A 25,411-nucleotide genomic window follows, 5' to 3' on the forward strand; every position below is an offset into this window, starting at 1 on the left:
GAGGTTGGGCTCAGGCCTTTTTGCGCATCGTGGCATAGACGATATTGTGGTTTTCGCCGAAAAATACCTCCGCCTCGATACTTGCGGGATCGGCGCTGGCGTTGACGATCCGCCACATATCCGCCTTCGAACGCAACAGCAGCGCCCAGTTCATGAACGTCTCCATGTAGCCATCGACCACAATGTCTTCGGAGAAGTTGGCGAAGAGGAACATTCCACCGGGCTTCAGCATCTCCATGCAGCGCCGCGTGAGCTTGATCGCCACCTTGTCATTCAGGTAATCGTAAAGACCGGCGGCATATACCAGATCGAATTTGCCGAGCTCGTGCGAACGCAGGACAATGTCACGCACCGAACCGTCAATCGCCTCGATGCAGCTGCCGTTGAAATCGCGGGCAACGGAACCGACACTCAGGGGATCTTGATCGAGCGCCACCCAGCGCCGGATCTTGCCCTCTTTCAAGGCCACGGATGCATCCGCCTCGCGCAGATGTCCCGAAGCAATGGTGAGGATTTCCGTTTCGCTTCCATGCCGGGCCGCAGCCTCGTCAACAAACCGGGTCAGCAAATCCCGCCGCTCGCGGACAGCGACCGAGGAACTGGCGTCCTTCGTATAATTGTAGAGAGCCGCGCCAAGCGGCGTTGCGTTCTTCACCTTATCGGCAACGCTGTCGTGACCGTAGATGAAGTCGAGAAGCTGCGCATCGCCCGAATAGCCCCGCGGCTTTTCGAACGACCAGCGCGTGAAGGGATCTTCCAGAAAATAGTCCGACACGGAGTGATTCTGCACCAGAGGAATTAGTTCAGCCCACACGCTTGAGTGGAGCTTTTCGCGCAGGCCATGCAGTGCGCCTGCCGTTCGATGTATTATCTCATGTGCTGAAACACCATTTTCGAACTGCTGTTGTGCCAATTCGAGAATGATCGCGATCTCTGCTTTCGCAACTGCGAAATGCTCATCGAACGCTTCCGTTTTCCGTGCAAAAATCTCTTTTGCGACAGTATCAGGAGTGATCAGACTTGCCCCGTCCAGATTTCTTTTCTTTACCTGCCTCACTTCAGCCTCCAGTATTAACACATTGTTAACTATACGTTTCTGGGAGACGGAAGGCCACTCGCTTTCGATTTTTGAGCAGTGTAGGGATACATTAGTTTATTAGCGTATTTTTTTGGTCACACTCGTGGACCGGAGGAGAAAGCGGATACGCGATTTAGTGAAACTTAATGTTGCGAGCGTATGATGCGCTCTTGCTTTTCATGTTTCCGCCCGCATGGAGAGAAATCGGCAGGAAATCGCGCTTATCGTGAAAGTACACGCAAAGGTCGAATAAGCAGTTACTTGATAAAGTATACGCAACACTATGGGAAAGTGCATGAAGCACACGTTAGGCGAGGTGAGTGGACAGCAAGAATATCGGCGGCCGGACGCCCGGTTTTCTGATGAACTTCTTGCCCTTTACCAGCAGGAAGGTGAGCGTAGCCGCCGGGGTTCGATCAGGCGGGGCCTGTGGACGGCTGTTTTCATCTATCTGCTATTTGCCATTACCGACATCATTCTGGTGCCCGACGTCGCATTTTACACCATAATCGCAAGAGTTATCGTCGTCCTGACGTCCCTGCTCACACTCGAAATTCAATTGCGCATGGGCGCGAGCACCGCCGCACTTGACCTCACCTGCGCCACTGCGCTCGTCATGGGCTATATTGGCTGGCTTGTGCCCTCGCTCTTGACCGACAATCTCGAAAACATGTCCTATTACATGGTTTTCGGGGCGATCTTCATGATGGGCGCCAATCTGTTTTTCACCTTCCGCTTCCATCTTTCGCTCGTGTCATCGGGCATCATTCTCGTCACCTACTTTCTGGCGGCGACGCAGTTTCCCGAAGATGCGTTCTACAAGCTCGCTTTCGGCACCTTCTATATCTCCTGCTTCGTCTTCACCTCTTACGTGAACTGGAACCTGAACCGGGAACGCTACCACGTCTTTCTCAACGCACTGGAAGCCAAGGCCCAGCAGAAAGCGGCGGACGAGCGCGGGCAGGCGCTGTTGCGGCTTTCAAATACCGATTCCCTGACAGGCCTGCAGAACCGCCGCGCCATCGACCAGCATCTGCGCCTGTTGTGGGACAATTGGAGCAAGAAGGGGGAAGGTTTCGCCGTCTTTCTGATCGACGTGGATTTCTTCAAGAAATACAATGATCGCTACGGCCACCAGGAAGGCGACAAGTGCCTCGTGACAGTGGGCAACGCCCTGCAGGACGCGATCATCGACCATGGCGCCTCCATCGGCCGTTATGGCGGTGAGGAGTTCATCGTACTCGCTCCGTTCAAGTCCAGACAGCAGGTGGGTGAGCTTGCCGAAACCATCCGCCACACCGTCGAAGACCTGTCGCTTTCGCACGATCAGCGCCGGGACGGAACCTTCATCGTCACCGTCAGCATTGGCGCGTCTTTCACCCGTCCCAATCCGGATGGCAAGCTCGAAAAGATCATCAACGAGGCCGACCGGGCGCTTTATATTGCCAAGGCCAATGGCCGCAATTGCATGAAGCTGTTCGATCCGGACGATCCGCAGACCAGCGACGAAACCGAAAATATCGCCGCACTTCTGAAAATCGCTGTCGCGGAAAACCTCGTTTCTCTCGTCTATCAGCCGATCCTCAACATATCGACCAACGAGACGGCAGGAGCCGAAGCGTTGATGCGGCTTCGCCTGCTCGACGGTGGCTCCGTTTCGCCCGGCACCTTTATCCCGATTGCCGAACGCACCGGCACGATAATGGAGCTCGGTCTCTGGACCATAAAGACCGCCTGCCGGCAGATACTGGCCGATGACAAGGTATCGGTGGTCAGCGTCAACGTATCGCCGATGCAGCTGAAGAACCCTGGTTTTGCCACTTCGGTCGCAGCGATCCTCGTTGAGGCGGGGATTGCCGGCGGCAGGCTGGCCTTCGAGATCACCGAGGGTCTGGATATGGAGATGCATTCGGATGTATTGCGCTGTCTGAAAGATCTGAAGACGCTCGGCATCAATATATGGCTGGATGATTTCGGAACCGGATTTGCGGGCCTTTCCTGGCTGCGAATGACGGATTTCGATACCGTAAAGATTGACCGCTCCTTCCTGCATGACAGCAAGACACCCCGTGGCCGGGCGATGTTGCAGGACATGATCCGTCTCATCCGCAATCGCGGCCACAAGATCCTGATCGAAGGCGTGGAGACGGAAGAGCAGCTGAGGCTCGTGCGCCAGCTAGAGATCGATTATGCGCAGGGTTATTATATCGGACGCCCGGTCGTCGCCGAAAGGCTGAACGTGGCGACTACCCCCTACCCGCAGCCCAAAATGCTACAGCGCCCCGCCTGACGATGCGATGGCGGCGGCAAGCCACCGTCACCGACAGGCCCCGTCTTAGTGATATGCGGGCGGAATGATCGAGAATTTTGCTGCAAGTTCCGAAAACGCAGCACGCGTGACGGGATCGACAGGTGCGCCCTCCCTCTCCCGCTTTGCCGCTACCGCCCATTCACGATCGCCCGGCGCCATGACCTTGCAGTCCTCCCGCGCTGGCGATCCCCGCAGTACCTCGAGATAGCGTTTCATGCCCTCGTCGAACACTTCGCGTTCAAGGAAGGCTTCCGGCTTCAACGCCAGAACGAAGGCCCCAAGCCCGCGCGGCTTGGAAAAATCAGGCCCCGACATTGGGGCGATATCGAAACTGAGCTTCATGCCGCTGAGAACGGCGCTAAAGATTTCCACCATTCCCGCAAGCGCCGCTCCCTTGAAACCGAAGGCACCGCCCAGCGGAGCCAGCATTTCAACGGCATTGGGGTTCTGCGTGTCGATACCGTCGCCATCAGACGCAACTCCTTCCGGCAATTGCTGTTCCAGGCTGCGGTAAAGCAGAACCCGGTTATAGGGCACGGCGCTGGTGGCCATGTCCAGAAGCCAGGGCATGTCATCGGCTGCCGGCACGCCGACTGCAATGGGGTTGGTGCCGTGGAAACGCATCGCGCCGTCATGCAGGCGCACGAAACTGTCGGAGTTGCAAAAGGCAATGCCGATATACCCCTGCCGCGCCGCCTCCAGCACGTAAGCGCCAGCGGGGCCGAAATGCGAGGAATTCCTGATCGCAACGGCGCCGATGCCGAATTTCCCAGCAAGCGCCATGGCGCTGTCCATGGCCGCATAGGTAGCGCGGGCGCCATGGGCATGGTCGGCATCGATCGTCTCCACTGCGCCGAAGCCGGACACGCGGCTGATCTGCGGCCGCGGATTGAGACGCCCGCCTTCAAGTCCTGCGACGTAGTGAGCAAGAAGCCGAACGCCGTGGCTGTCTACGCCCAGCCGTGTGCCATGCATCATGGCGCGGGTCGCCGCATCGGCGGTTTCATCATCGGTGCCGACAGCCAGGAAAACGGAACGGCAAAACCGCTCCAGTTCATCCAGCCTTGCGAGGACGGTGACATTTTCATTGCTGTGCGACATCAGGGGAACCTCCCGATTCCAGAATCCATGCCGCACAAGCTAGTCACGGGGCGCGTTTTTGCAATCGAATATCGCGCCCCGAATGGATCAATCAGTCGTCGCCGCCAATCGCCTCGTAGGTGTCGCGCTCACCGGCGATGATGGCGCGCTTGCCGACATGGTTGGCGGGACCGACAATGCCTTCCTGCTCCATGCGCTCGACCAGGGAGGCGGCACGATTGTATCCGATCGACAGGCGGCGCTGGATATAGGAGGTGGAGCATTTCTTGTCGCGCATCACCACCTTAACGGCCTTTTCATAGAGATCGTCGCTATCGTCGTCGCCCATCGATGTCTTGTCGAAGACCGCCGTTTCCTCTTCCGCCTCGTCGTCAGCCTCGTCGGCGTCTTCCGTAACGGTGCCGAGATATTCAGGCCGACCTTGGGTCTTCAGATGCGCCACGACCTTTTCCACTTCCTCGTCCGACACGAACGGACCGTGGACACGGGAGATGCGGCCGCCACCCATCATGTGCAGCATGTCGCCCTGGCCGAGCAGGTGTTCGGCACCCTGTTCGCCAAGGATGGTGCGGCTGTCGATCTTCGAGGTCACCTGGAAGGAAATGCGGGTGGGGAAGTTGGCCTTGATCGTGCCGGTGATGACATCGACCGAGGGGCGTTGGGTGGCCATGATGAGATGGATACCGGCAGCGCGCGCCATCTGCGCCAAGCGCTGGATCGCGCCTTCGATCTCCTTGCCTGCGACCATCATCAGGTCGGCCATCTCGTCGACGATGACGACGATATAGGGCATGGCGGTGAGGTCCATTTCCTCCTGCTCGTAGACAGCTTCGCCGGTTGCGCGGTCGAAGCCGGTCTGCACGTTGCAGAACACCGTCTCCCCTTTGGCGCGGGCGGCAGCGGCCCTTGCGTTGTAACCGTCGATATTGCGCACACCGAGACGCGACATTTTGCGATAGCGGTCTTCCATTTCGCGTACGGCCCATTTCAGTGCCATGACCGCCTTCTTCGGATCGGTGACGACAGGGGTCAGAAGATGCGGAATGCCGTCATAAACCGAAAGCTCGAGCATCTTGGGATCGACCATGATCAGCCGGCATTCCTCCGGCTTCAACCGGTAGAGCAGCGACAGGATCATGGTGTTGATGGCGACCGACTTGCCCGAACCGGTGGTACCGGCAACGAGCAGATGCGGCATCTTCGCCAGTTCGGCGATGACAGGTTCGCCACCAATGGTCTTGCCAAGGCAAAGGGCTAGCTTCTGGCGGGTCTCGCTGTAATCGGTCGCTTCGATAAGCTCGCGCAGATAGACCGTCTCGCGCACCGGATTGGGAAGCTCGATACCGATGACATTGCGGCCGGGCACGACGGCGACACGCGCCGAGAGCGCCGACATCGAGCGGGCGATATCGTCCGACAGGCCGATAACGCGCGAGGACTTCACGCCGGGGGCGGGCTCGAATTCGTAAAGCGTCACAACTGGGCCGGGGCGCACATCGATGATCTCGCCCTTGATGCCGAAATCCTCCAGCACGCTTTCCAGCAGGCCGGCGCTTTGCTCTAGCGCCTCCGGCGTCATGGTCGTGGTCTGCTGGACGCGAGCCTGCTGCAGAAGATCGATGGAGGGGTATTCATATTCGCCGTCTGCAAAGACCGGCGCTTCCCGGAACATAGGCTGCGAGGCCTGGATGGGCGCGCGGGGCGTGAAACGTGGCTCGGCAACGACTCTTTCCGCCAGCTGAACCTGCTCAACAGGTCTCTGCGGCTCAGCAACTGCGACCGTCTCCACGACCGGCTGCGGAGCGACCTCTGGTTCAACGACCTGAGTTGGGGCTGGAATTGCAGGATGATGCACGCCGATTTCGCGGTAAAGCCTGATCGCTGAACCACCCGGAATCCTGATGACCGGCGGTACGGCCGAAAGCCGGATTGCCGGAGCGGCCGGAGATGCGGATGCCAGCGTCGGGGCAATCGCAGGCGCTGTCAGCAACGGGTTTGCGAGAACGGTGCGCGCAGATGCGGGAAGGCCTTCGCCGGCGTCATCCGGCAGATCGAGCGTCATCACTTCCCAGAAAAGCTCATCCGGCAGATGGGCGGCAAAGGCGGGAATGGATGCCTGCGGCGTTACAACTTGTTCGACAGATGCAACCGACGCGGCGGGCAGCGGCTGAACAGGTGAATCGGTTCCCGGCACCGGCGCTTCGAAGACGGCGGCTGCATCAACCGGCTGAGGCGGCATCAGCGCTGCTGCAGCGGCTTCTTCCGCCTGTTTGCGCGCAAGCTCCAGTCGCAATTTGTAGGTCAGCGCCCTTGCGCCCCGCGCATCCGGCGGCTGCGGCAGAAACGGCATGCGTGGCGGTTGAATGCGCGGCTCCGGCGACTTTACGACCGTCGCAATTGCAGGCTCCTGTACAGCAGCCTCCGGCTGCACGACCATCTCAGGCTCGGCAGCTTCAGACAGGATGTCGGCGGGTGCCTCCTCTTCCGCAAGATGCGGCGTCTCGACCGGCATGCGCCGGCTAAAGGCGCTTTCCGGCGTGCGGGTGAAACGCACATTCGGGCCAAGCACGAAAGCATTCTGCCAGCCCGGCATTTCAGCGCGGCCTTCGATGGCGTCGGCAGCACTGACATCGGCATTCGGCCGGGGCACAACACCCGCCTTCATTGCCGCGGCCTGCTCCTGACCGGCAACGGCCTTGCCGCCGGCATGACGAGCCTTATCGCTCCCCTCCCCTACGCTATTGGACGAATTCTGGAATCTGGATCGGGAGAAGCTCATGGCAGCGTGCACACTCATCATAAACGTACATATTTCGGTCTCCCTGAAATAGAAAATAAAGGTTAATTACCCCTTTCCAAACCGGGTCACGCAGGCAGAATTTCGCTTTAGCCACAGGTGAGACGTGACATGCACCAGCAAGGAATCGGCACTCCAAGCCTCTATATTTATTGCGTTAAATCAGTTTTTCATCGCCGTTTTACGGCAACGGGCGCGGCTTAAGAAAAGGGGAGTGGCGCCTTGAAGCATATTGTTTCCGCAAGCGGTCGCGCAACGTAAAATCATTGCTGTAAAGCCCGTGAATTAACGTGGACACTGCTGCGGTTGCAGTCTTAAGATCGGGCAGGCCGCGGCCCAGCGGAAAGGCCCGCCCGCCCTCATTCCGGAGTGAACCTCATGTCGCCTGTCCACCTGTCCCGCCGCTCGCTTCTAAAGACCTCGCTCCTTCTTGCCGCAACCACCGGACTTGCGGGCATCGCCGCCGCGCAGCAGTCAAAGCCCGGTGGGCGGTTGATCGTTGCGGCCGATTCGGAGCCGAAGAACCTCAACCCGGCCATCGTTGCCTCCAACGGCGTGTTCTATATCTCGAGCAAGATCGTTGAGCCGCTGGCGGAAGCCTCCTTCAATGGCAGGGACGGGCTGGAACCAAGGCTTGCGACGGAATGGCATGGATCGGAGGACGGTTTGAGTGCCACGTTCAAGCTGCGCGAAGGCGTGACCTGGCATGACGGCAAACCCTTCACCTCCGCAGATGTGGCCTTTTCCGCACTTTCGGTTTGGAAGCCGCTGCAAAACCTTGGGCGGCTGGTCTTTGCCAATCTTGAAAAAGTGGATACGCCTGATGACCACACGGCCATTTTCCGCTTCTCCAAGCCGACACCCTTCCAGCTCATCCGCAACGCTTTGCCGGTTGTTACCAGCGTCGTGCCGAAACACCTTTATGAAGGCAGCGATATCGCCACCAATCCGGCCAATACGAAACCAGTCGGCACCGGACCTTTCGTTTTTGCGGAATATAAGCCCGGCGAATATTACCGCCTGACCCGCAATCCCAATTACTGGGGCAAGAACCAGCCGCAACTCGATGAGATCATCTATCGCGTTCTGCCCGACCGGGCGGGCGCCGCTTCTGCGCTTGAAGCCGAAGAAATCCACCTCGCGGCCTTTTCCGCCGTGCCGCTTGCCGATCTTGCCCGCATCGCGAAGGAGCCGGGCATCAAGGTCATCCCGGAGGGTTACGAAGCCCTCACCTATCAGCTCGTCGTGGAAATCAACCACCGCCGCAAGGAGCTGGCCGACCTCAAGGTCAGGAAGGCGATCGCCCACGCCATCGACAAGAAATTCGTCATCGACAAGGTCTTCCTCGGTTACGCCACTGCATCGACCGGCCCCGTACCGAAAAATGCACCCCAGTTTTACACGGGGGACGTCGAGACATACGATTTCGACGTCGCCAAGGCGAACGCCCTGCTGGACGAGGCGGGTTATGCACGCGGAGCGAACGGAACGCGATTTTCACTGAAGCTTTTGCCGGCCCCTTACTTCAATGAAACCAAGCAATTCGGTTCCTATCTTCGCCAGGCGCTACAGGAAATCGGCATCGATGCTGAGCTGGTCAACAATGATGCCGCCGCGCACCAGAAGGCCGTCTATACCGACCATGCCTTCGATCTCGCCATCGCGCCCCCGGTCTTCCGTGGCGATCCGGCGATCTCCACCACCATTCTCGTTCGCTCCGGCATTCCTGCCGGCGTCGGCTTCTCCAATCAGGGCGGCTATGAGAACAAGGCGCTCGATGCACTGATCGACAAGGCGGCGGAAACCGTGGACACGGCAGCCCGCACGGTACTCTACAAGGATTTCCAGAAGCAGGTCGCCGCCGATCTGCCGCTGATCAATGTCGCCGAATGGGGTTTCATCACGGTTGCGCGCGATACTGTCAAACACGTCGCCAGCAATCCACGCTGGGCCGTTTCCAACTGGGCGGATACGGTGGTCGGCACCTGAGGAAGCGCCGTGAGGCGCGCGGCGACATTGCTACGGCGAAGGGTGATCAGCGCCATTCCAGTGCTGCTGATCGTTCTAGTCTTTACCTTCGTGCTGCTTGAAAACGCATCCGGTGACGCGGTTGACGCCTATCTCGTCTCCATCGGTGGCGGCGACGCCGGACTGCGGGATGCCCTGCGCGAGCAATATGGTCTGAACGGTTCGGTGTTGGCCCGCTTCTGGCTTTACGCCAGCTCGGTGCTGCGACTCGATTTCGGCTGGTCGCTTGCGTTTGACCGACCGGTGCTGGGGCTGATACTCGAACGGCTGCCGAACACGCTGCTCCTGATGGGCAGTGCCACCGCACTTGCTTTCATCACCGGCACCGCGCTCGGCATCCTGGCGGGCGCCCATCCCGGCGGGTTGACCGACCGGGTACTCTCGGCCCTGTCGCTGGCGCTCTACGCCACGCCGGGGTTCTGGCTCGGCCTTGTGCTCGCCATCGTCTTTGCCGTGCAACTGAGGTGGCTGCCAACATCCGGCATCGAAACCATCGCATCCGGAAAACAGGGATTTGCAAGGGCGCTCGATATTGCCCGCCATCTTGTCCTGCCGGTCGCCAGTCTCGGCCTGATCTATCTGGCGCTTTTCCTGCGTGTCATGCGTACTGCCATGGCGGCGGTCTGGCCGCTGGATTTCGTACTCTTCGCCAAGGCCAAAGGGCTTTCGAGACGGCGGATCGTGCTGCGCCATGTCGCACGCAACGCCGCACTGCCCCTCGTCACCGTGCTTGGCCTGCAAGCGGCAACCATGCTCGGCGGCAGCGTGGTGATCGAGAGCGTTTTTGCGATTCCCGGTTTTGGCCGGCTTGCGCAGGAAGCCGTCAGCGGCCGCGACACACCGCTCTTGATGGGCATTATTCTGACAAGCGCCGTTTTCGTTATCCTGATCAATCTCGTCGTTGATATTCTCTATGCCGTGTTCGATCCGCGCATCGGCAGCGGGGAGCAACAGACATGAGTTTCACCCTCCGGCTCCTGCGCAGTTTCGAAGGTGCAGCAGGCGCCATCATCCTGACACTGCTAGCTGTGACAGCGCTCGCCGCTCCCCTTCTGTTTCCCGGTGACCCGCTGTCGATCGTCGGTGAGCCGCTCATCGCGCCCTTCTCCGACGCCGCCTTCCCCCTCGGCACCGACCGGTTGGGCCGCGATGTACTGGCGGGACTTTCCCACGGTGCGCAGGCATCCCTGCTCGTCGGCATCGGCGCTGCCGCTGCCGCCCTCATGATCGGCACCGTCGTCGGCACAATTGCCGGATTTGCCGGTGGCCTCGTAGATGAGGCGCTGATGCGTGTTACCGACGCCTTCCAGATCGTGCCGAATTTCCTTCTGGCGCTCGCCTTCGTCAGCACCATCGGCCCATCCATGCCCATCGTCATCCTTGCGATTGCGCTTGGCGCCTGGGCGGATCCAGCACGACTGATGCGGGCGCAGGTGTTGAGTATCCGCGAGCGGGATTACGTGCAGTCCGCCCGCGCCATCGGCATGTATCCGCTGGAGATCGCGTTTCGGCAAATACTTCCCAATGCGCTGCCGCCGGTTCTGGCGCTCGCCGCCATCATCGTCGCTGCCGCTATCTTAACCGAGGCGGCATTGTCCTTCCTCGGCCTCGGCGATCCGAATATCGTCACCTGGGGTTCGATGATCGCGGAAGGACGCAACGTCCTGCGCTCGGCGGCGTTTCTCTCTGTCATCCCCGGCATCGGTCTTCTGGTCACGGTTCTCGGCGTCTATCTTCTCGCGGAGGGAATCAACAAAGCGATGGCGACGAGGAAAGAAACGCCATGAGCGGCAATGCACTCTGCAGGATCGACGATCTCAGCGTCCGCTATGCGGCCGGCGACGGACCGGCGCTGCAGGATATTTCGCTGACGATCCGGCAGGGACAAAGGTTGGCGATCATCGGCGAAAGCGGTTCGGGCAAATCGACGCTCGCCAAGGCAATTGCCGGGCTTCTGCCTGTGAGCGCACGGGTTTCCGGCGATATTTCCTGGAGCCGCGACAGCGGTCTTTTCACAGACAGGCCGCAGCCGGGTCGCGATATCGGCTATATTTTCCAGGATACCGGTGCGACGCTGAACCCGGTTCTCACCATCGGTGAACAGGTGGCGGAAGGCGCTGTCCGGCATCTTGGCCTTTCATGGAAGCAGGCACGAGATCTTGCCCGCGATCTTCTGGAACGGGTGCGGTTGCCGCATCCCACCCATCTCCTCGGCGCCTATCCGCACCAGCTTTCCGGCGGGCAAAGACAGCGTGTGGCGATTGCAGCCGCCATTGCCGCGCACCCCGCAATCCTGATCGCCGACGAGGCGACAAGCGCGCTGGACACGGTAAGCCAGGCCGCGATTGCCGCACTGCTGGATGGGCTGGTGCGTGAAGAAGAAAGAACGCTGGTCTTCATCACCCATGATATTGGTCTTGCTTCCGGCCTTGCCGACGAGATCGCCGTTCTGCATGCCGGACGGCTGGTGGAGCACGGCACCACCAGGCGGGTGTTATCCGCGCCTGCGCACGACTATACGCGCGCACTGCTCTCAGATTATCTCGACCTTTCGACACCGCCTCTGATCAATGAGGCCGCATCATGAACGAAGCCCTTCTGAGCGTAGAGAACCTCTCGAAAACCTACCGGACCGGCGCACGCACGGTGGAAGCACTGTCCGATATATCCTTTTCGCTTCAGCCCGGCGAGACGCTTGGGCTTGCCGGCCCCTCCGGCTGCGGAAAATCGACACTGGCACGCATCCTGATGCGGCTGATCCCGGCCGACGAAGGCACGGTCCGTTTTGAAACTCGCGACTGGCTGACGCTTGATGGCGGCGAACTGCGCGCGGCGCGGCGGCATATGCAGATGGTGTTTCAGGATACGCATGGCGCGTTCAACCCGCGCGCCAGCGTCGAGGATGCCATAGGCGAACCGCTGCGTATTCATCGCATCGTCGAACGACGCGAACGCCCGGCGGAAATCCGCCGCCTTCTCGAGCGAGTCGGGCTGCCCGCCAGCTATGCCGGCCGCTCGGTGTTCGAGCTTTCCGGCGGCCAGCGGCAGCGCGTGGCAATTGCCAGAGCCATCGCACTCAGACCATCCCTTCTCATTCTGGACGAAGCCGTTTCAGCGCTCGATGTCTCCGTACGCAGGCAAATTCTAGAACTGCTGGTCGAAATACAGCGAGAGACGGCCGTCGCCTGTATTTTCGTTTCCCACGACCTCGCGGTCATCCGCGCCGTCTGCCACCGCGTCGCCATCATGGAGGCGGGTCGGATCGTCGAGATCGGCAGGACAGCAAACATCGTTTCCACGCCGCAATCCTCGACCGCCAGAACCCTGATCGAGGCTGCGCCGCGCCTGACCATCACCACGCAAGGATAAGACATGCCCGCCCCGGATTACGCATTGCTGCTCGACCCGCCCGCCTTTCCAGCAGACCGTTACGCCGCTCTCGCCGACCGGCTGGCGGCGCTGATGGGCACGAATAACGATGTGCTTCTGGTACAGGCGGAAGCAGTGCTTGCGCTTGAAGCTGCGGCCACCAGCCTCGCGCGGCCTGGTCTGAGAACGCTCAATATCGTCACTAGTCCCTATGGCGCGTGGTTTGGGGGCTGGCTGGAGCGTGGCGGCGCAACGGTTCGCAACCTGACCACCGCTCCGGCAAAGCCGATATCACTTCACGAGGTCGAGAGAGCGCTGGACGAAGGGCCAGGTTTTGATCTTCTCGCTATCGTGCACGCGGAATCCGCAAGCGGCATTCTCAACCCCCTGCCCGCCATTGCCGCGCTCGCCAAAGACAGAGGCGTCGTCACGGTCGTCGATGCCGTCGCTTCCATCGGCGGCCATGCCTTCGAGGTTGACCAGCTCGGCATAGATATTGCGGTCATCGGCCCGCAAAAGGCGCTGGCAGGCCCGGCGGGCTTATCCGCCATCTCCGTCAGCGAAAGTGCCTGGAAACTTCTTTCACATGGCAATGCACCTGAGAACTCCATGCTTTCACTTCTCGACCAGAAGAAACTCTGGCTCGATACCGGCCGCGGCGCGCTCCCGGGAACACCTGCGCCGCTGGAATTCTATGCGCTGGAGGCGGCGCTCGACCGGATAGAGGCAGAGGGTCTGGCATCCGCCAATGAACGCCACGAACGAGCGGCGACAGCTACTCGTAACGGCATCAGGGCCCTTGGCATGTCGACGTGGGTGGAGGAGACTGACGCGTCTGCTCTGGTTTCGACAGCGATCTTGCCGGACACGGTGGATGCCGGCGCATTTCTGGCGGCTGCGTCCAGGGAGCAAGGTGCGGATGTCTCGGGCGGTGTCGGTCCCGGTGCGGAACGGCTGATAAGGCTCAATCACACCGGCCGGCGCGCCAACCAGGATTCGGTGCAAGCCAATATCACCGCTGTTTCAAGCGCCCTGAGAAGCCTCGGCCATGCCGCAGATACCGATTCCGCGCTGGAAGCGGCCGAAAAAAGCTATTCCGGCACCTCCTCGAAGCGACTCTGACAGCGCCGATAAACGTTCGTTGCGCGAAATCGGGTGCTGGCGGAACGTCAGTCACGCCATTGTTGTTAAAAATGGTAGACAAATTCCTTGGCCAATCTTGACGAAATCATGGCAACGCGCGAAACTTAACGCACTGTTAACTCGCGTGAAGAAGGGAAATGGCCATGGTAGCAGGGTTCAACATGCTCTCCTTTGACCTCTTTGGCATCGGCCGAAGAACGCCCGCCATAAACGAGCGGGTCGAGAAGGATTTGCAGGACAGGACGCCACGCAGACCGGACGACCAGTCCAACGATGACGACCGTGATCAGGAATACGAACTGTTCTTCTGGTCGCTTTATCCTGTGATTTAAGTTTTTAAGCGCAGGCTGACGGGGCGGTTGAAACGTCGTTTTCCCGTCCTGCGGCCTTGAGCCGAAATGTGTTCAGCGTAGCCTCAAACACGGTGAAACAGGCGATCCGTGACGTACACTTTAAACATGCAACGTCATCATCGGGCTTGACCCGAGGATTTACAAAATCTCGAAAAATCAAATATTTGCAGATGCTCTGGACAAAGTCCGGGCATGACGATGGAAAGGGCAAAGCCCTTTCCATCAAAGAGCCGTAAACGACCCTGCCTTAGTGGTTGTCGCGCGGCAGACCCTTGGTCTGGGCAATGCGCTGATACTTCACGGCCGGTTCCAGAACCGCGCCGGTTTCCATCTGGCTGACGATGCCGCGCTGGATTTCCTGCCATGGCGTCTGGTGATCGGGGTACTTGAAGCCGCCCTCGGCGGAGAGCGTTTCGTAACGCTTGGCCAGTTCCTCGCCGGAAATCAGGATGTCGGCCTTGCCACGACCCACATCGATACGAACGCGGTCACCCGTCTGCAAGATGGCCAGACCACCGCCTGCCGCTGCTTCCGGAGAAGCGTTGAGGATGGACGGGCTGCCAGACGTGCCGGACTGGCGGCCGTCACCGATGCAGGGCAGCGAATTGACGCCTTCCTTCAAGAGATAGTCCGGCGCACGCATGTTCACCACTTCTGCCGCACCCGGATAACCGATCGGACCGGCACCGCGCATGAAGAGAACGGTGTTGGCGTCGATCTTCAGCGACGGATCGTCGATGCGGTGATGGTAATCTTCCGGACCGTCGAACACCACGGCACGGCCTTCGAAGGCTTCCGGGTCGTTCGGGTTCGAGAGATAACGCTTGCGGAATTCTTCCGAGATCACGCTCGTCTTCATGATGGCAGAGGAGAACAGGTTGCCGCGCAGAACACGGAAACCGGCGCGCTCCTTGAGCGGCTGGTCATAGGGACGGATGACCTTTTCGTCTTCGATGATGGCACCACGGCAATTGTCGCCGATGGTTTTGCCATTCACGGTCATGGCGTCTTCCATGATGAGCCCCTGGGTCATCAGCTGGTTGACGACAGCCGGAACGCCGCCGGCATGGTAATAATCCTCGCCGAGATATTCACCGGCCGGCTGCAGGTTGACGAGCAGCGGCACGTCTTCACCGTAGGTCTGCCAGTCATCGACCGTCAGTTCAACGCCGACATGGCGTGCTAGGCCGTTCAGATGGATCGGCGCGTTGGTGGAGCCACCGATGGCCGAGTTGACGCGGATGGCGTTGATGAAGGCATCCTTGGTCATGATGTCGGAAGGCTTAAGGTCTTCCTTGACCATTTCGACGATGCGAAGGCCGGTGAGATAGGAGATTTCCTGACGGTCGCGGTAAGGCGCCGGAATGGCGGCCGAGCCGGGCAGCTGCATGCCGAGTGCTTCGGCAAGCGAGTTCATCGTCGTCGCCGTGCCCATGGTGTTGCAATAGCCGGTGGAAGGTGCGGAAGAAGCGACGAGCTTGACGAAGCCCTGATAATCGATTTCGCCCTTGGCCAGCAGTTCACGCGCTTTCCAGACGATGGTGCCGGAACCGGTGCGCTCGCCACGGAACCAGCCGTTCAGCATGGGGCCGACGGAAAGAGCGATGGCCGGAATGTTGACGGTGGCCGCCGCCATAAGACAGGCAGGCGTGGTCTTGTCGCAGCCGATGGTCAGAACAACGCCGTCGAGCGGATAGCCGTAAAGCACTTCCACGAGGCCGAGATAGGCGAGGTTGCGATCGAGACCCGCCGTCGGGCGCTTGCCGGTTTCCTGGATCGGATGCACCGGAAATTCAATGGCAATGCCGCCCGCTTCACGAATGCCTTCGCGCAGGCGATGCGCCAGCTCCAGATGGTGGCGATTGCAGGGCGAAAGGTCCGAGCCGGTCTGCGCGATGCCGATGATAGGGCGATCGGACTGAAGCTCGGCCTGGCTGAGACCGAAGTTCATGTAACGCTCGAGATAAAGCGCGGTCATATCAGCGTTTGCGGGGTTATCGAACCACGCGCGCGAACGAAGCTTGCCTTGGGTTGCGGGCAGATTGTCGGATTTGGTCATGATGCGGTCTCCAGCCGGAAGTGGCCAACGGTAAAATATTACGAAATGCGACAAGCTTATGTTGTGCGCAAGGAAAATGGAATCAGCTTCTCGGAAGCACGCATAACCGACAGACGAGCGCCAGACGAGTGACCTGGAGCCGTTCTTCAGCTTTAGCCGAATATTTTTCGGTGTTTACGACCATACCGACGTTGCGCAATGGCCTCTTCCCTCCCTGCCTTGCCGGATTGTAACTGACCCGAGGCCCCACATTCCGTCACGACCTGACTTGCTTATTTGTATTACTATTAGATAGCGGCGCGGCCTGTCAAGCCGGATCAGACTATATTGCGGGCGAGTTTTGCACGGCGCAGAAATTAGAATACACACAATAAGCCATTGATTTGTAATTGTTTAATTCTGCACCTCCATAAAATCGGCATGACGTGAATTGGAAATCCGCTAAAAAACCCCTTTTCAAGAGTATTACTATATGCTCATAGTGACGTCGTCACGCTGACATCATTTCTGGGAGGATAAGATGAGAAAAGCTCTTGCGGCAATCACTGTCGCCGTTTCCGCATGCCTTGCATCCAGTGTTTCCGCACAATCGCTGACCGTCGGCTTCTCGCAGATCGGCTCCGAATCCGGATGGCGCGCCGCTGAAACCACTGTCACCAAGCAGCAGGCCGAAAAGCGCGGCGTTACGCTGAAATTCGCCGACGCACAGCAGAAGCAGGAAAACCAAATCAAGGCCGTTCGCGGCTTCATCGCGCAGGGCGTCGACGCGATCTTGATCGCACCTGTCGTCGCAACCGGCTGGGACGCCGTGCTGAAGGAAGCAAAGGAAGAAAAAATCCCTGTCATCCTGCTCGATCGCCAGATCGAAGCGCCGGATGATCTTTACCTGACCGCGGTCACCTCGGATCAGGTTCACGAAGGCAAGGTTGCCGGCGACTGGCTCGTCAAGGATGTCGGCGCGAAGGACTGCAAGGTTGTCGAATTGCAGGGCACGACCGGCTCTTCGCCCGCCATCAACCGTAAGAAGGGCTTCGAAGAAGCCATCGCTTCGCACAAGAACATCAAGATCGTGCGCTCGCAGACGGGTGACTTCACCCGTACCAAGGGCAAGGAAGTGATGGAAAGCTTCATCAAGGCCGAAGGCGGCGGCAAGGATATCTGTGCCGTGTACGCTCACAATGACGACATGGCCGTCGGCGCGATCCAGGCGATCAAGGAAGCCGGCCTGAAGCCGGGATCCGACATCAAGGTCGTGTCCATCGATGCCGTACCTGACATCTTCAAGGCCATGGCCGCCGGTGAAGCCAATGCGACGGTGGAACTGACACCTGACATGGCCGGTCCTGCCTTCGACGCTCTCGAAGCCTATCTGAAAGACAAAAAGGCACCGGCGAAGTGGATTCAGACCGAATCCAAGCTCTACACAGCGTCTGACGACCCGATGAAGGTCTACGAGGCGAAGAAGGGTCTGGGCTACTAATAGACCCCTTATCTTCGGAAGGAGCGGCATGTCATGCGTGCCGCTCCGTCACAGCTTCTTTCATGCAGGGCCTGCGCAATGTCCGAAACGGCACCACTTCTGGAAGCACGCGCCATCGGTAAATCCTTTCTCGGGATAACGGCGCTGGACGGCGTCGATTTTTCGCTCGGGCGCGGTGAAATTCACGCGCTTCTCGGCGAAAACGGCGCGGGGAAATCAACACTCATCAAGATACTGACCGGCGTTTACCACCGCGACAGCGGCTCCATCTTTCTGGAAGGTAGCGAGATATCGCCCACCAATGTCGGCGAAGCGCAGGCCCTCGGTATCGGCACCGTCTATCAGGAAGTAAACCTTCTCGAAAATCTGACTGTTGCCGAAAACCTCTTTCTCGGCCGCCAACCGCATCGCTTCGGGCTCATTGACAGAGCCTCGATGCAGAGACAATCGCAGGCGCTGCTGTCCCAATACGGGCTTTCGATCGACGTCAACGCCCTGCTTTCCAGCTATTCCGTGGCTATCCGCCAGATCATCGCCATTGCCCGCGCCGTCGATCTTTCGGGCAAGGTGCTGGTGCTGGACGAGCCGACCGCCAGCCTCGATGCCCATGAGGTCGAGATGCTGTTCGGCGTGCTGCGAAAATTGCGCGCCCGCGGCATCGGCATCGTCATAATCACCCACTTCCTAAACCAGGTCTACGATATCGCCGACCGGGTGACGGTTCTGCGCAACGGCCGCCTCGTTGGCACGCGCGACATCGGCAACCTGCCGAGGTCCGAACTCATCGCCATGATGCTTGGTCGCGAGCTTCAGCACATCACCCACGAGCATCAGGCCACTGACGACACGGTTGCCGAGGGCGAACCGCCGATCCGTTTCGAGGGGTACGGCAAACGCGGCAGCATCGCCCCCTTCGACCTCGGCATTCGTCCGGGAGAGATCGTCGGCGTCGCCGGTCTTTTGGGGTCGGGACGAACGGAAACGGCTTTCCTGCTGTTCGGCATCGACAAGCCCGATACCGGCAAGGCCACGATAGACGGAAAGACCATCGCTCTTTCTTCGCCTGAAGCCGCAATCACGGCCGGGTTCGGTTTCTGCCCGGAGGAGCGCAAGACTGACGGTATCATCGGCGACTTTTCCGTGACCGACAATATTGCTCTGGCTCTCCAGGCCCGCCAGGGGTGGGCGCGGCCGCTTTCGCGCCGGCAGAAGGTGGAACTGGCCGAAAGCTTCATCAAATCGCTGGACATCCGCCCGGCCGATCCTGACCGGCCGATAAAATTCCTGTCCGGCGGCAACCAGCAGAAAGCCATTCTGGCGCGCTGGCTTGCAACCCATCCCCGGCTTCTTATCCTCGATGAGCCGACCCGTGGTATCGATATCGGCGCCCATGCGGAAATCCTCAAAATGATCGAAAAACTCTGCACCGAGGGCATGTCGCTCGTCGTCATCTCGTCCGAACTGGAAGAACTGACCGCCGTTGCCCACCGGGTCGTCGTGCTGTCCGACCGCCGGCATGTCAGCGAATTGAAGGGCGGCGAGGTGACGGCCGACAACATCATGCGGGCAATTGCGGATGCGGCCAGAACGGAGGCGGCATGATGGTGGCTGTGACACGGCGCCTGAAAAGGCTTGCTCCCCAACTGATCGCCCTCTTCGTCATTCTGGCAGCGATTACAATCGTTTCGCCGGGCTTTCTGCATGTTTCGTTCCAGAACGGCAGGCTTTACGGCAGTCTGATGGATATTCTCGTGCGTGCCGCACCCGTGGCGCTCCTGACCATTGGCATGACGCTGGTGATCGCTACCAAGGGCATCGATCTGTCGATCGGTGCTGTTATCGCTATTTGTGGCGCGGTGGCGGCAACACTCATCAGCAACGGCCATTCCATCCCAACCGTCATCGCCATCTCGCTTGCTGTCGGCATCGCCTGCGGCCTGTGGAACGGGGTGCTGGTCGCCCTTCTCGACATCCAGCCGATCATCGCCACGCTGATCCTGATGGTGGCGGGGCGCGGCATCGCCCAGCTCATCACCGAAGGCGTCATTCTCACCTTCAACGACGACAGCTTTTCCGCCATCGGCTCCGGCTCCTTCGCAGGCATTCCCCTGCCCGTCATCATCTGGGTGGCGGCGGCACTGGTAATCGGCCTTCTGGTGCGCAAGAGCGCGCTCGGTTTTCTGATCGAGGCAACCGGCATCAATCGCCGCGCGGCGGCACTTGCCGGTGTGCGGGCACGGTTCCTCCTGTTTTTCGTCTACGCCGTTTCCGGTCTCTGCGCGGCCATCGCCGGCATGATCGTGACCGCCGACATTCGCGGCGCGGATGCCAACAATGCCGGGCTGTGGCTGGAACTGGACGCCATATTGGCGGTGGTGATCGGTGGTACATCGCTGAATGGCGGCCGCTTCTCCATCACCGCATCGCTGATCGGCGCGCTCATCATCCAGACCATCAATACCGGCATTCTGGTCTCCGGTTTCCCGCCGGAATTCAACCTCATCATCAAGGCTGGCATCATCATGGTGGTGCTCACGCTGCAATCGCCGGCAATCATGGCGGTTCTGGGCTTTGTCAAAACGCCAAAGCCACACGCAAAACCGGCCACGGCTAACGGAATGACCAAGGAAGGTACCGCGCGATGATCCACAGCCGCAATCTTCCGTTCCTCACCACACTAACGATCTTCCTTATCGCCTATCTTCTGTGCGTGCTGCAATATCCAGCGATCCTGTCGACACGGGTGATCGGCAATCTATTGACCGACAATGCCTTTCTCGGCATCGCTGCCGTTGGCATGACTTTCGTGATCCTGTCGGGTGGCATCGATCTGTCCATCGGCTCCGTCATCGCCTTCACCAGCGTTTTCGTAGCTGTCATGGTCGGCACCTATAATATTCACCCGCTGCTGGCCTTCGCCATCGTGCTCGTGATCTCGACGCTGTTCGGCTGCCTGATGGGGGCGATGATACGCTTCCTGTCGATCCCGCCATTCGTGGTGACGTTGGCGGGTATGTTCCTGGCGCGTGGCGCGGCCTATCTGATCTCGACGCAATCCGTGCCGATCTCGCATCCCTTCATCGATGCGATACAGGGATTTTATTTCCGCTTTCCCGGCGGCGGCAGGCTGACAGCACTTGCTATTGTCATGCTTCTCGTCTTTGCCGCCGGCATGCTGATTGCCAGCCGCACCCGCTTCGGCGCCAATGTCTATGCACTTGGCGGTAACCCGCAATCGGCCGAACTGATGGGTGTGCCGATCGGTACAACGACAATCGGCATCTACGCACTTTCCGGGTTCCTGTCCGGCCTCGCCGGCATCGTCTACACGCTCTACACCTCATCGGGTTATTCCTTGGCGACCGTGGGCGTGGAGCTGGACGCTATTGCAGCTGTTGTCATTGGCGGAACGCTTCTGACGGGTGGAATGGGGCTGGTGGCGGGAACCTTCGTCGGACTGCTGATCCAGGGGTTGATCCAGACCTACATCGTTTTTGACGGAACCCTGTCATCCTGGTGGACCAAAATCGTTATTGGCGTGCTGCTTTTTGTCTTCATCGTGTTGCAGCGCGCAATCATCTGGTATTCAAACAGGAGACTGGCCGGACCACGTCCGGCATAACCAACACGGAGGCTTTATTGGGGCTGCTCGAAACGACGATAAGCGGGCGAAAACGCCGGAACAGCCACGCGCATGTGGTCTCCGAACTCGGCAGCGCCATCGTCTCGGGCAGGATTGCGGAAGGATCCCTGCTGCCTAACGATGCCGAACTGTCTCTCCGTTTCGGGGTCTCGCGCACAGTATTGCGCGAGACGATGAAGACGCTGGCGGCCAAGCGGCTGGTCGAACCCAAGGCAAAGGTCGGCACCCGCGTTCTCGACCGTTCGAGCTGGAACTTCTTTGACCCGGATGTGCTGGGCTGGCGCTGCGAAGCCGGAATAGACCAGGAATTCGTGACACATCTGGCGGAAATCCGCCTCGCGCTCGAACCGGCGGCGGCGGCAGCTGCCGCGCTTCAGGCATCGAATGACGATATCGTTTCCCTTTATGTGATTGCCGCCAAGTTCGACAATCCGCAGCATACGCCGGAAACCATCGCCAAGGTCGACCTCGAATTCCACCTCGCCGTGGCGCATATGTCCGGCAATCCCTTCATGCGTTCGGCAAGCGGGCTGATCGAAGCCGCCCTTGCGATCTCATTCCAGCTTTCATCCCCGGCCTCGTCGCCCGGAACCATCGCCGAGATCGCCGCAAACCATCTGCGGATCGTGCACGCCATCGCCGCCCGTGATGCGGACGCCGCCGTGAAAGCCATGCGCCATGTAATCGAGGTCGGCAAGGACCGGACGCGAAAGGCAATCAAGACGCCTTGAAGGCGAAAGGCCTATCGACATCCCTTCTGTCACCCCGGGCCTGATGCCGGCATGACGGAGGCGGGGTTTGCTTTTCATCATAAAATTCGGGCCCGCACGGATGCGGACCCTTTTTCTTCCGGCAACTATCTTACCCCTGCGACGCTTCAATCTGCGGCACCACGCCACGGCGCGATGCCATGAGCGATGCGCCGAGGAGTGCTGCAATGCTGACGAAAACGAAGACCATGGTCGCACCCTGAAGGTCGATCAGCAGTCCGCCCAGAACAGCGCCGCTGGAAATGGCTATCTGGAAGGTGGTGAGCAGCAACGCGCCCGCACTTTCGGCCTCATCTGAGGCGACGCGGGTGATGAAGCTCTGTACGCTGACAGGAAGCGCACCGAAGGCGAAACCCCAGGAGGCAATGGCAAAGCCAGCGACAACGGGAGATGCACCGGCAATCACCAGCACGGAAGCGGATGCGGCAATCAGGGTGGCAGCAAACGTCACGGCCCATGCCGTGTTCTTCTCGGCGAGGAAGCCGCCGAAGAGATTACCGAAAAAACCGCCCACGCCGTAAGCCAGAAGAACGAGCGAGATTGCTTCGACGCCAAGCTGCGGCACGTCTTCGAGGAAGGGGCGAACATAGGTGAAGCCGGCGAAGTGACCCGCGACGATGAATAGCGTCGTCAGAAGGCCGATCCTGACCTGCGGGCGCTGCAATAGCCGGAACATGGTGGACAGGCCGGGCGCACCGGCCGGCGGCAGCGAGGGAACGGTGAGCAACTGCACGACAAGTGCGATGACACCCAGCACGCCGGCGACGGCAAAGGCCGCACGCCAGCCAAGCGTCGCGCCGATCCACGCTCCGACAGGGGCTGCGCAAACGGTGGCAACCGAAACGCCGGTTAGGATGATGGCCATGGCGCGCGGCATCTTATCCAGCGGAACAAGCCTTAGCGCCAGCGCCGCCGACATGGCCCAAAAGCCGCCGAGGCCGATGCCGAGCAAAACGCGCGATGTAAACAGCATGAAAAGACCGTTGGCAAAAGCGGCCAATGTGCTGGAAATGATCAGCAACGTCGTGAGGCCAAGCAGGGTCCACCGGCGATCAATGCTGCGCGTGCCGATGACGACGCCGGGACCGGCAACCGCTGCGACCAGTGCCGTGACAGTGATGGATTGGCCGGCAATGCCGGAGCTGATGGAAAGATCGGTCGACAGTGGCGTCAGAAGGCTGACCGGCAGGAATTCCGCTGTTACCAGCCCGAAGACACCGAGCGAAAGCGAAACCACCGCCGCCCACTTCGCATCCGGCTCCTGTCTGTGTGGCGCATATTCAAGTTCGTTGATTGTTCGGTTATTCATGAAAATCTCCTGATGCGCATTCTGGGAACGAGCCCTGAAACGGAATGGCAAAACGATGAAGCCGGTGGGAGCCCGGTGCGTCGCCTCACAAATCGATGGTCGTAAGCTACGCGTGACAGCTCGGCGTTTCCATGCTAAAAAATCCGCATTCCTTAACCAAACGTCCGAATTTGTGAGTTGCCATGAATGATGCATTGACGGAAATGCTGCGTGGTCTGCGGCTTGACGGCGTGGAATATGGCCGCTGCCGCATGGCAACGCCCTGGGCGACGGCCTTTCCCGAGCAGGAGGCGGCGCGGTTTCATTTTATTGGCGTGGGCCAGGCAAAATTACGCAAACCTTCCGGAGAATGGCTGACGCTTACGTGCGGCGATGCAGTGCTTCTTCCCCGTGGCCACGCCCATGTGCTGGGCAGCGGCGAGGATGTGACACCCGCCCTCTTCGACCGGTTCGGTAAAAAGGAAGTATGTCAGGGCATTTTCGACATGGAATGTGCCGGTGCCGGCGGCGACACGGTAGCCTTTACCGCCTCGATGCGTTTCAACATGGATAATCTGCATCCGCTTTTGCAACTGATGCCGGACGTGATGCTGACCAGCGATCTCGCCAAAAGCGATCCGGCCATTCCGCATCTCCTGGAAGCCATGGCGCGCGAAGTGGAACTGAACCGCGTTGGTGCCGGTGGCATTCTGGCGCGGCTTGCCGATGTCTTGACGGCAACACTGATCCGCACATGGGTAGAATATGGTTGCGGCGATTCCAGCGGTTGGCTTGCCGCCGTGCGCAATCCCGAACTCGGACGGGTGCTTGCAGCGATCCACCTTACCCCCGAGAAAGACTGGAGCGTGGAAGAGCTTGCCTCCCTGATGGGTGCATCCCGCTCGAGTTTTGCAGAACGCTTCACCCGTGTGGTGGGTGAAAGCCCAGCCCGTTATGTCGTTCGCATACGCATGCATCAGGCGCGACTGTGGCTGCGCGAGGGTATGCGTGTCACGTTGGCGGCGGAAAAGCTCGGCTACGATTCCGAGGCATCCTTCAGCCGCGCCTTCAAACGCGTGATCGGCGCGCCGCCCAGCCAGTTCCGCAGGAAGGACACCTCTGGTCTGGAAGATGCGGCATAGACCGCATCTTAGAGCACGTCCGGCTTAAACAGAATCTTTGGACGCGCTCTATCTCTTTGTTTTTACGCATTTTCCGGACGTAAAACCGCTACGCATTTTTACTGGAAATGCTCTAATGGAAATTGCGGGAAATTACCTTTATCCGCTCCACCTCATCTCCATCCTGGGTCGCAGGCGGTGGACGTTTCCTGATGTTGCGATGATCGTCCGGCGGAATACCGTGGTGGAACTCGTCGCCGCGCCCATGCGGCAGAGGAAAGGGGTGGTTGCGCTCACCCACGCTTGCCAGCGCCTCTGACAGATCGGTCAGCCGGTGGGCGACCAGATGCACCACCTCGCCTTCCCGTTGGATCTTGCCGTAAATACCGACCATCCCGGCGGAAAGCACCACGCGCCGGTATTTTTCGAAGGTCTTTACCCACAGAACCGCATTGGCAATACCCGTCTCATCCTCCAGAGTCATGAAGATCACTCCCTTTGCCGAGCCTGGGCGCTGGCGCACCAGAACCAGCCCCGCCGTTTCCAGCCACGTTCCATCACGGACGCGCACCGCCTCCGCGCAGCTGACGATGCGCCGGCGGGAAAGATCGCGCCGCAGGAAGGACATGGGGTGTTCGCGCAGGGTCAGCCCCACATGGCCATAATCCTGCACCACCTCGCCGCCATCAGTCATGGGCCGCAGCGCGACGGAGGGTTCGGAAAGCTCATCCACCACAGCGTTTTCCCGGCTGGCAGCGGCAGCAAAAAGCGGCAACGGCTCATCCCGCAACGCCTTGATGGCCCACAGCGCCTCGCGTCTGGAAAGCGACAGCGACGGCAGAAAGGCATCGGCCTCGGCGAGACAGACTA

At 59.7% G+C, this 25,411-nt stretch carries 20 protein-coding genes; 14 read left to right on the forward strand and 6 right to left on the reverse strand.

Annotation, left to right across the window (positions count from 1 at the left end; all coding sequences use genetic code 11):
* Positions 1-10: 10 nt before the first annotated feature.
* Positions 11-1,057, reverse strand: coding sequence for a class I SAM-dependent methyltransferase (locus tag T18_RS08980; RefSeq protein ID WP_038493893.1), 1,047 nt, complete (start codon positions 1,055-1,057; stop codon positions 11-13).
* A 316-nt stretch (positions 1,058-1,373) separates the two neighbouring features.
* On the opposite strand from T18_RS08980, the gene T18_RS08985 reads away from it, so the two are divergent.
* Complete coding sequence (locus T18_RS08985; RefSeq protein WP_038493896.1) at positions 1,374-3,368, forward strand: putative bifunctional diguanylate cyclase/phosphodiesterase; 1,995 nt, start codon at positions 1,374-1,376, stop codon at positions 3,366-3,368.
* Positions 3,369-3,413: 45 nt separating this feature from the next.
* Here T18_RS08985 and T18_RS08990 read toward each other — a convergent pair whose 3' ends face one another.
* A complete protein-coding gene (locus T18_RS08990; protein ID WP_038493899.1) occupies positions 3,414-4,490 on the reverse strand; it encodes an Ldh family oxidoreductase in 1,077 nt (358 codons plus the stop codon).
* Positions 4,491-4,581: 91 nt separating this feature from the next.
* Positions 4,582-7,290 (reverse strand): DNA translocase FtsK, encoded by a 2,709-nt coding sequence (locus T18_RS08995; protein ID WP_038493902.1) that lies wholly within the window; start codon positions 7,288-7,290, stop codon positions 4,582-4,584.
* A 375-nt stretch (positions 7,291-7,665) separates the two neighbouring features.
* Between T18_RS08995 and T18_RS09000 the strand changes: the two genes are divergently transcribed.
* From T18_RS09000 to T18_RS09030, 7 genes are all read left to right on the forward strand, one after another.
* On the forward strand, positions 7,666-9,276 hold the full coding sequence (locus T18_RS09000) for an ABC transporter substrate-binding protein (RefSeq protein ID WP_035199376.1): 1,611 nt from the start codon (positions 7,666-7,668) through the stop codon (positions 9,274-9,276).
* A gap of 9 nt (positions 9,277-9,285) precedes the next feature.
* Positions 9,286-10,275, forward strand: coding sequence for an ABC transporter permease (locus T18_RS09005; protein WP_038493905.1), 990 nt, complete (start codon positions 9,286-9,288; stop codon positions 10,273-10,275).
* Entirely contained in the window at positions 10,272-11,102 is an 831-nt protein-coding gene (locus T18_RS09010) for an ABC transporter permease (protein WP_038493908.1), read from the forward strand. Before T18_RS09005 ends, T18_RS09010 begins: the two co-directional genes overlap by 4 nt.
* Positions 11,099-11,902 (forward strand): ABC transporter ATP-binding protein, encoded by an 804-nt coding sequence (locus T18_RS09015; protein ID WP_019564598.1) that lies wholly within the window; start codon positions 11,099-11,101, stop codon positions 11,900-11,902. Before T18_RS09010 ends, T18_RS09015 begins: the two co-directional genes overlap by 4 nt.
* A complete protein-coding gene (locus tag T18_RS09020) occupies positions 11,899-12,684 on the forward strand; it encodes an ABC transporter ATP-binding protein (RefSeq protein ID WP_038493911.1) in 786 nt (261 codons plus the stop codon). Before T18_RS09015 ends, T18_RS09020 begins: the two co-directional genes overlap by 4 nt.
* A gap of 3 nt (positions 12,685-12,687) precedes the next feature.
* Complete coding sequence (locus T18_RS09025) at positions 12,688-13,806, forward strand: pyridoxal-phosphate-dependent aminotransferase family protein (protein WP_038493914.1); 1,119 nt, start codon at positions 12,688-12,690, stop codon at positions 13,804-13,806.
* A gap of 158 nt (positions 13,807-13,964) precedes the next feature.
* Complete coding sequence (locus T18_RS09030) at positions 13,965-14,159, forward strand: hypothetical protein (RefSeq protein ID WP_013761494.1); 195 nt, start codon at positions 13,965-13,967, stop codon at positions 14,157-14,159.
* Positions 14,160-14,427: 268 nt separating this feature from the next.
* Here T18_RS09030 and T18_RS09035 read toward each other — a convergent pair whose 3' ends face one another.
* Positions 14,428-16,239 carry an IlvD/Edd family dehydratase gene (locus T18_RS09035; RefSeq protein WP_003510695.1) on the reverse strand — a complete coding sequence of 604 codons (1,812 nt, stop codon included), beginning with the start codon at positions 16,237-16,239 and terminating at the stop codon, positions 14,428-14,430.
* Positions 16,240-16,759: 520 nt separating this feature from the next.
* Between T18_RS09035 and ytfQ the strand changes: the two genes are divergently transcribed.
* The 5 genes from ytfQ (at position 16,760) to T18_RS09060 (ending at position 22,093) form a co-directional block, all read left to right on the forward strand.
* On the forward strand, positions 16,760-17,719 hold the full coding sequence (ytfQ, locus tag T18_RS09040; RefSeq protein ID WP_003510698.1) for a galactofuranose ABC transporter, galactofuranose-binding protein YtfQ: 960 nt from the start codon (positions 16,760-16,762) through the stop codon (positions 17,717-17,719).
* 78 nt (positions 17,720-17,797) lie between these two features.
* Complete coding sequence (locus T18_RS09045) at positions 17,798-19,321, forward strand: sugar ABC transporter ATP-binding protein (RefSeq protein ID WP_025595758.1); 1,524 nt, start codon at positions 17,798-17,800, stop codon at positions 19,319-19,321.
* Entirely contained in the window at positions 19,321-20,364 is a 1,044-nt protein-coding gene (locus tag T18_RS09050; protein ID WP_038493917.1) for an ABC transporter permease, read from the forward strand. Before T18_RS09045 ends, T18_RS09050 begins: the two co-directional genes overlap by 1 nt.
* Complete coding sequence (yjfF, locus tag T18_RS09055) at positions 20,361-21,341, forward strand: galactofuranose ABC transporter, permease protein YjfF (protein ID WP_075807612.1); 981 nt, start codon at positions 20,361-20,363, stop codon at positions 21,339-21,341. The genes T18_RS09050 and yjfF overlap by 4 nt, the downstream gene beginning before the upstream one ends.
* A gap of 17 nt (positions 21,342-21,358) precedes the next feature.
* The gene (locus T18_RS09060) at positions 21,359-22,093 is read left to right on the forward strand and encodes a FadR/GntR family transcriptional regulator (RefSeq protein WP_013761497.1); all 735 of its coding nucleotides are present in this window, start codon (positions 21,359-21,361) and stop codon (positions 22,091-22,093) included.
* A gap of 130 nt (positions 22,094-22,223) precedes the next feature.
* On the opposite strand, the gene T18_RS09065 is transcribed toward T18_RS09060, so the two are convergent.
* Positions 22,224-23,441, reverse strand: coding sequence for an MFS transporter (locus T18_RS09065; protein WP_003510707.1), 1,218 nt, complete (start codon positions 23,439-23,441; stop codon positions 22,224-22,226).
* Between the two features lie 182 nt (positions 23,442-23,623).
* Here T18_RS09065 and T18_RS09070 point away from each other — a divergent pair, with 182 nt between their 5' ends.
* Positions 23,624-24,562, forward strand: coding sequence for an AraC family transcriptional regulator (locus T18_RS09070; protein WP_013761499.1), 939 nt, complete (start codon positions 23,624-23,626; stop codon positions 24,560-24,562).
* A gap of 112 nt (positions 24,563-24,674) precedes the next feature.
* Here T18_RS09070 and T18_RS27630 read toward each other — a convergent pair.
* A partial coding sequence (locus T18_RS27630) for an OB-fold nucleic acid binding domain-containing protein (RefSeq protein WP_323455215.1) occupies positions 24,675-25,411 on the reverse strand: 737 nt, incomplete at its 5' end.

The organism is Rhizobium sp. TBD182 (assembly GCF_001950375.1).
GTDB lineage: Bacteria > Pseudomonadota > Alphaproteobacteria > Rhizobiales > Rhizobiaceae > Agrobacterium > Agrobacterium tumefaciens.

What these genes read in the sequence shown, in the direction of transcription:
- T18_RS09020 (WP_038493911.1), top strand. Translation starts at nt 11,899, where the DNA reads ATGAACGAAGCCCTTCTGAGCGTAGAGAACCTCTCGAAAACCTACCGG.
- T18_RS09015 (WP_019564598.1), top strand. Translation starts at nt 11,099, where the DNA reads ATGAGCGGCAATGCACTCTGCAGGATCGACGATCTCAGCGTCCGCTAT.
- T18_RS09070 (WP_013761499.1), top strand. Translation starts at nt 23,624, where the DNA reads ATGAATGATGCATTGACGGAAATGCTGCGTGGTCTGCGGCTTGACGGC.
- ytfQ (WP_003510698.1), top strand. Translation starts at nt 16,760, where the DNA reads ATGAGAAAAGCTCTTGCGGCAATCACTGTCGCCGTTTCCGCATGCCTT.
- T18_RS09035 (WP_003510695.1), bottom strand. Translation starts at nt 16,239, where the DNA reads ATGACCAAATCCGACAATCTGCCCGCAACCCAAGGCAAGCTTCGTTCG.
- T18_RS09045 (WP_025595758.1), top strand. Translation starts at nt 17,798, where the DNA reads ATGTCCGAAACGGCACCACTTCTGGAAGCACGCGCCATCGGTAAATCC.
- T18_RS08995 (WP_038493902.1), bottom strand. Translation starts at nt 7,290, where the DNA reads ATGATGAGTGTGCACGCTGCCATGAGCTTCTCCCGATCCAGATTCCAG.
- T18_RS08985 (WP_038493896.1), top strand. Translation starts at nt 1,374, where the DNA reads ATGAAGCACACGTTAGGCGAGGTGAGTGGACAGCAAGAATATCGGCGG.
- T18_RS09000 (WP_035199376.1), top strand. Translation starts at nt 7,666, where the DNA reads ATGTCGCCTGTCCACCTGTCCCGCCGCTCGCTTCTAAAGACCTCGCTC.
- T18_RS09050 (WP_038493917.1), top strand. Translation starts at nt 19,321, where the DNA reads ATGGTGGCTGTGACACGGCGCCTGAAAAGGCTTGCTCCCCAACTGATC.
- T18_RS09065 (WP_003510707.1), bottom strand. Translation starts at nt 23,441, where the DNA reads ATGAATAACCGAACAATCAACGAACTTGAATATGCGCCACACAGACAG.
- T18_RS09030 (WP_013761494.1), top strand. Translation starts at nt 13,965, where the DNA reads ATGGCCATGGTAGCAGGGTTCAACATGCTCTCCTTTGACCTCTTTGGC.
- T18_RS08990 (WP_038493899.1), bottom strand. Translation starts at nt 4,490, where the DNA reads ATGTCGCACAGCAATGAAAATGTCACCGTCCTCGCAAGGCTGGATGAA.
- yjfF (WP_075807612.1), top strand. Translation starts at nt 20,361, where the DNA reads ATGATCCACAGCCGCAATCTTCCGTTCCTCACCACACTAACGATCTTC.
- T18_RS09010 (WP_038493908.1), top strand. Translation starts at nt 10,272, where the DNA reads ATGAGTTTCACCCTCCGGCTCCTGCGCAGTTTCGAAGGTGCAGCAGGC.
- T18_RS09025 (WP_038493914.1), top strand. Translation starts at nt 12,688, where the DNA reads ATGCCCGCCCCGGATTACGCATTGCTGCTCGACCCGCCCGCCTTTCCA.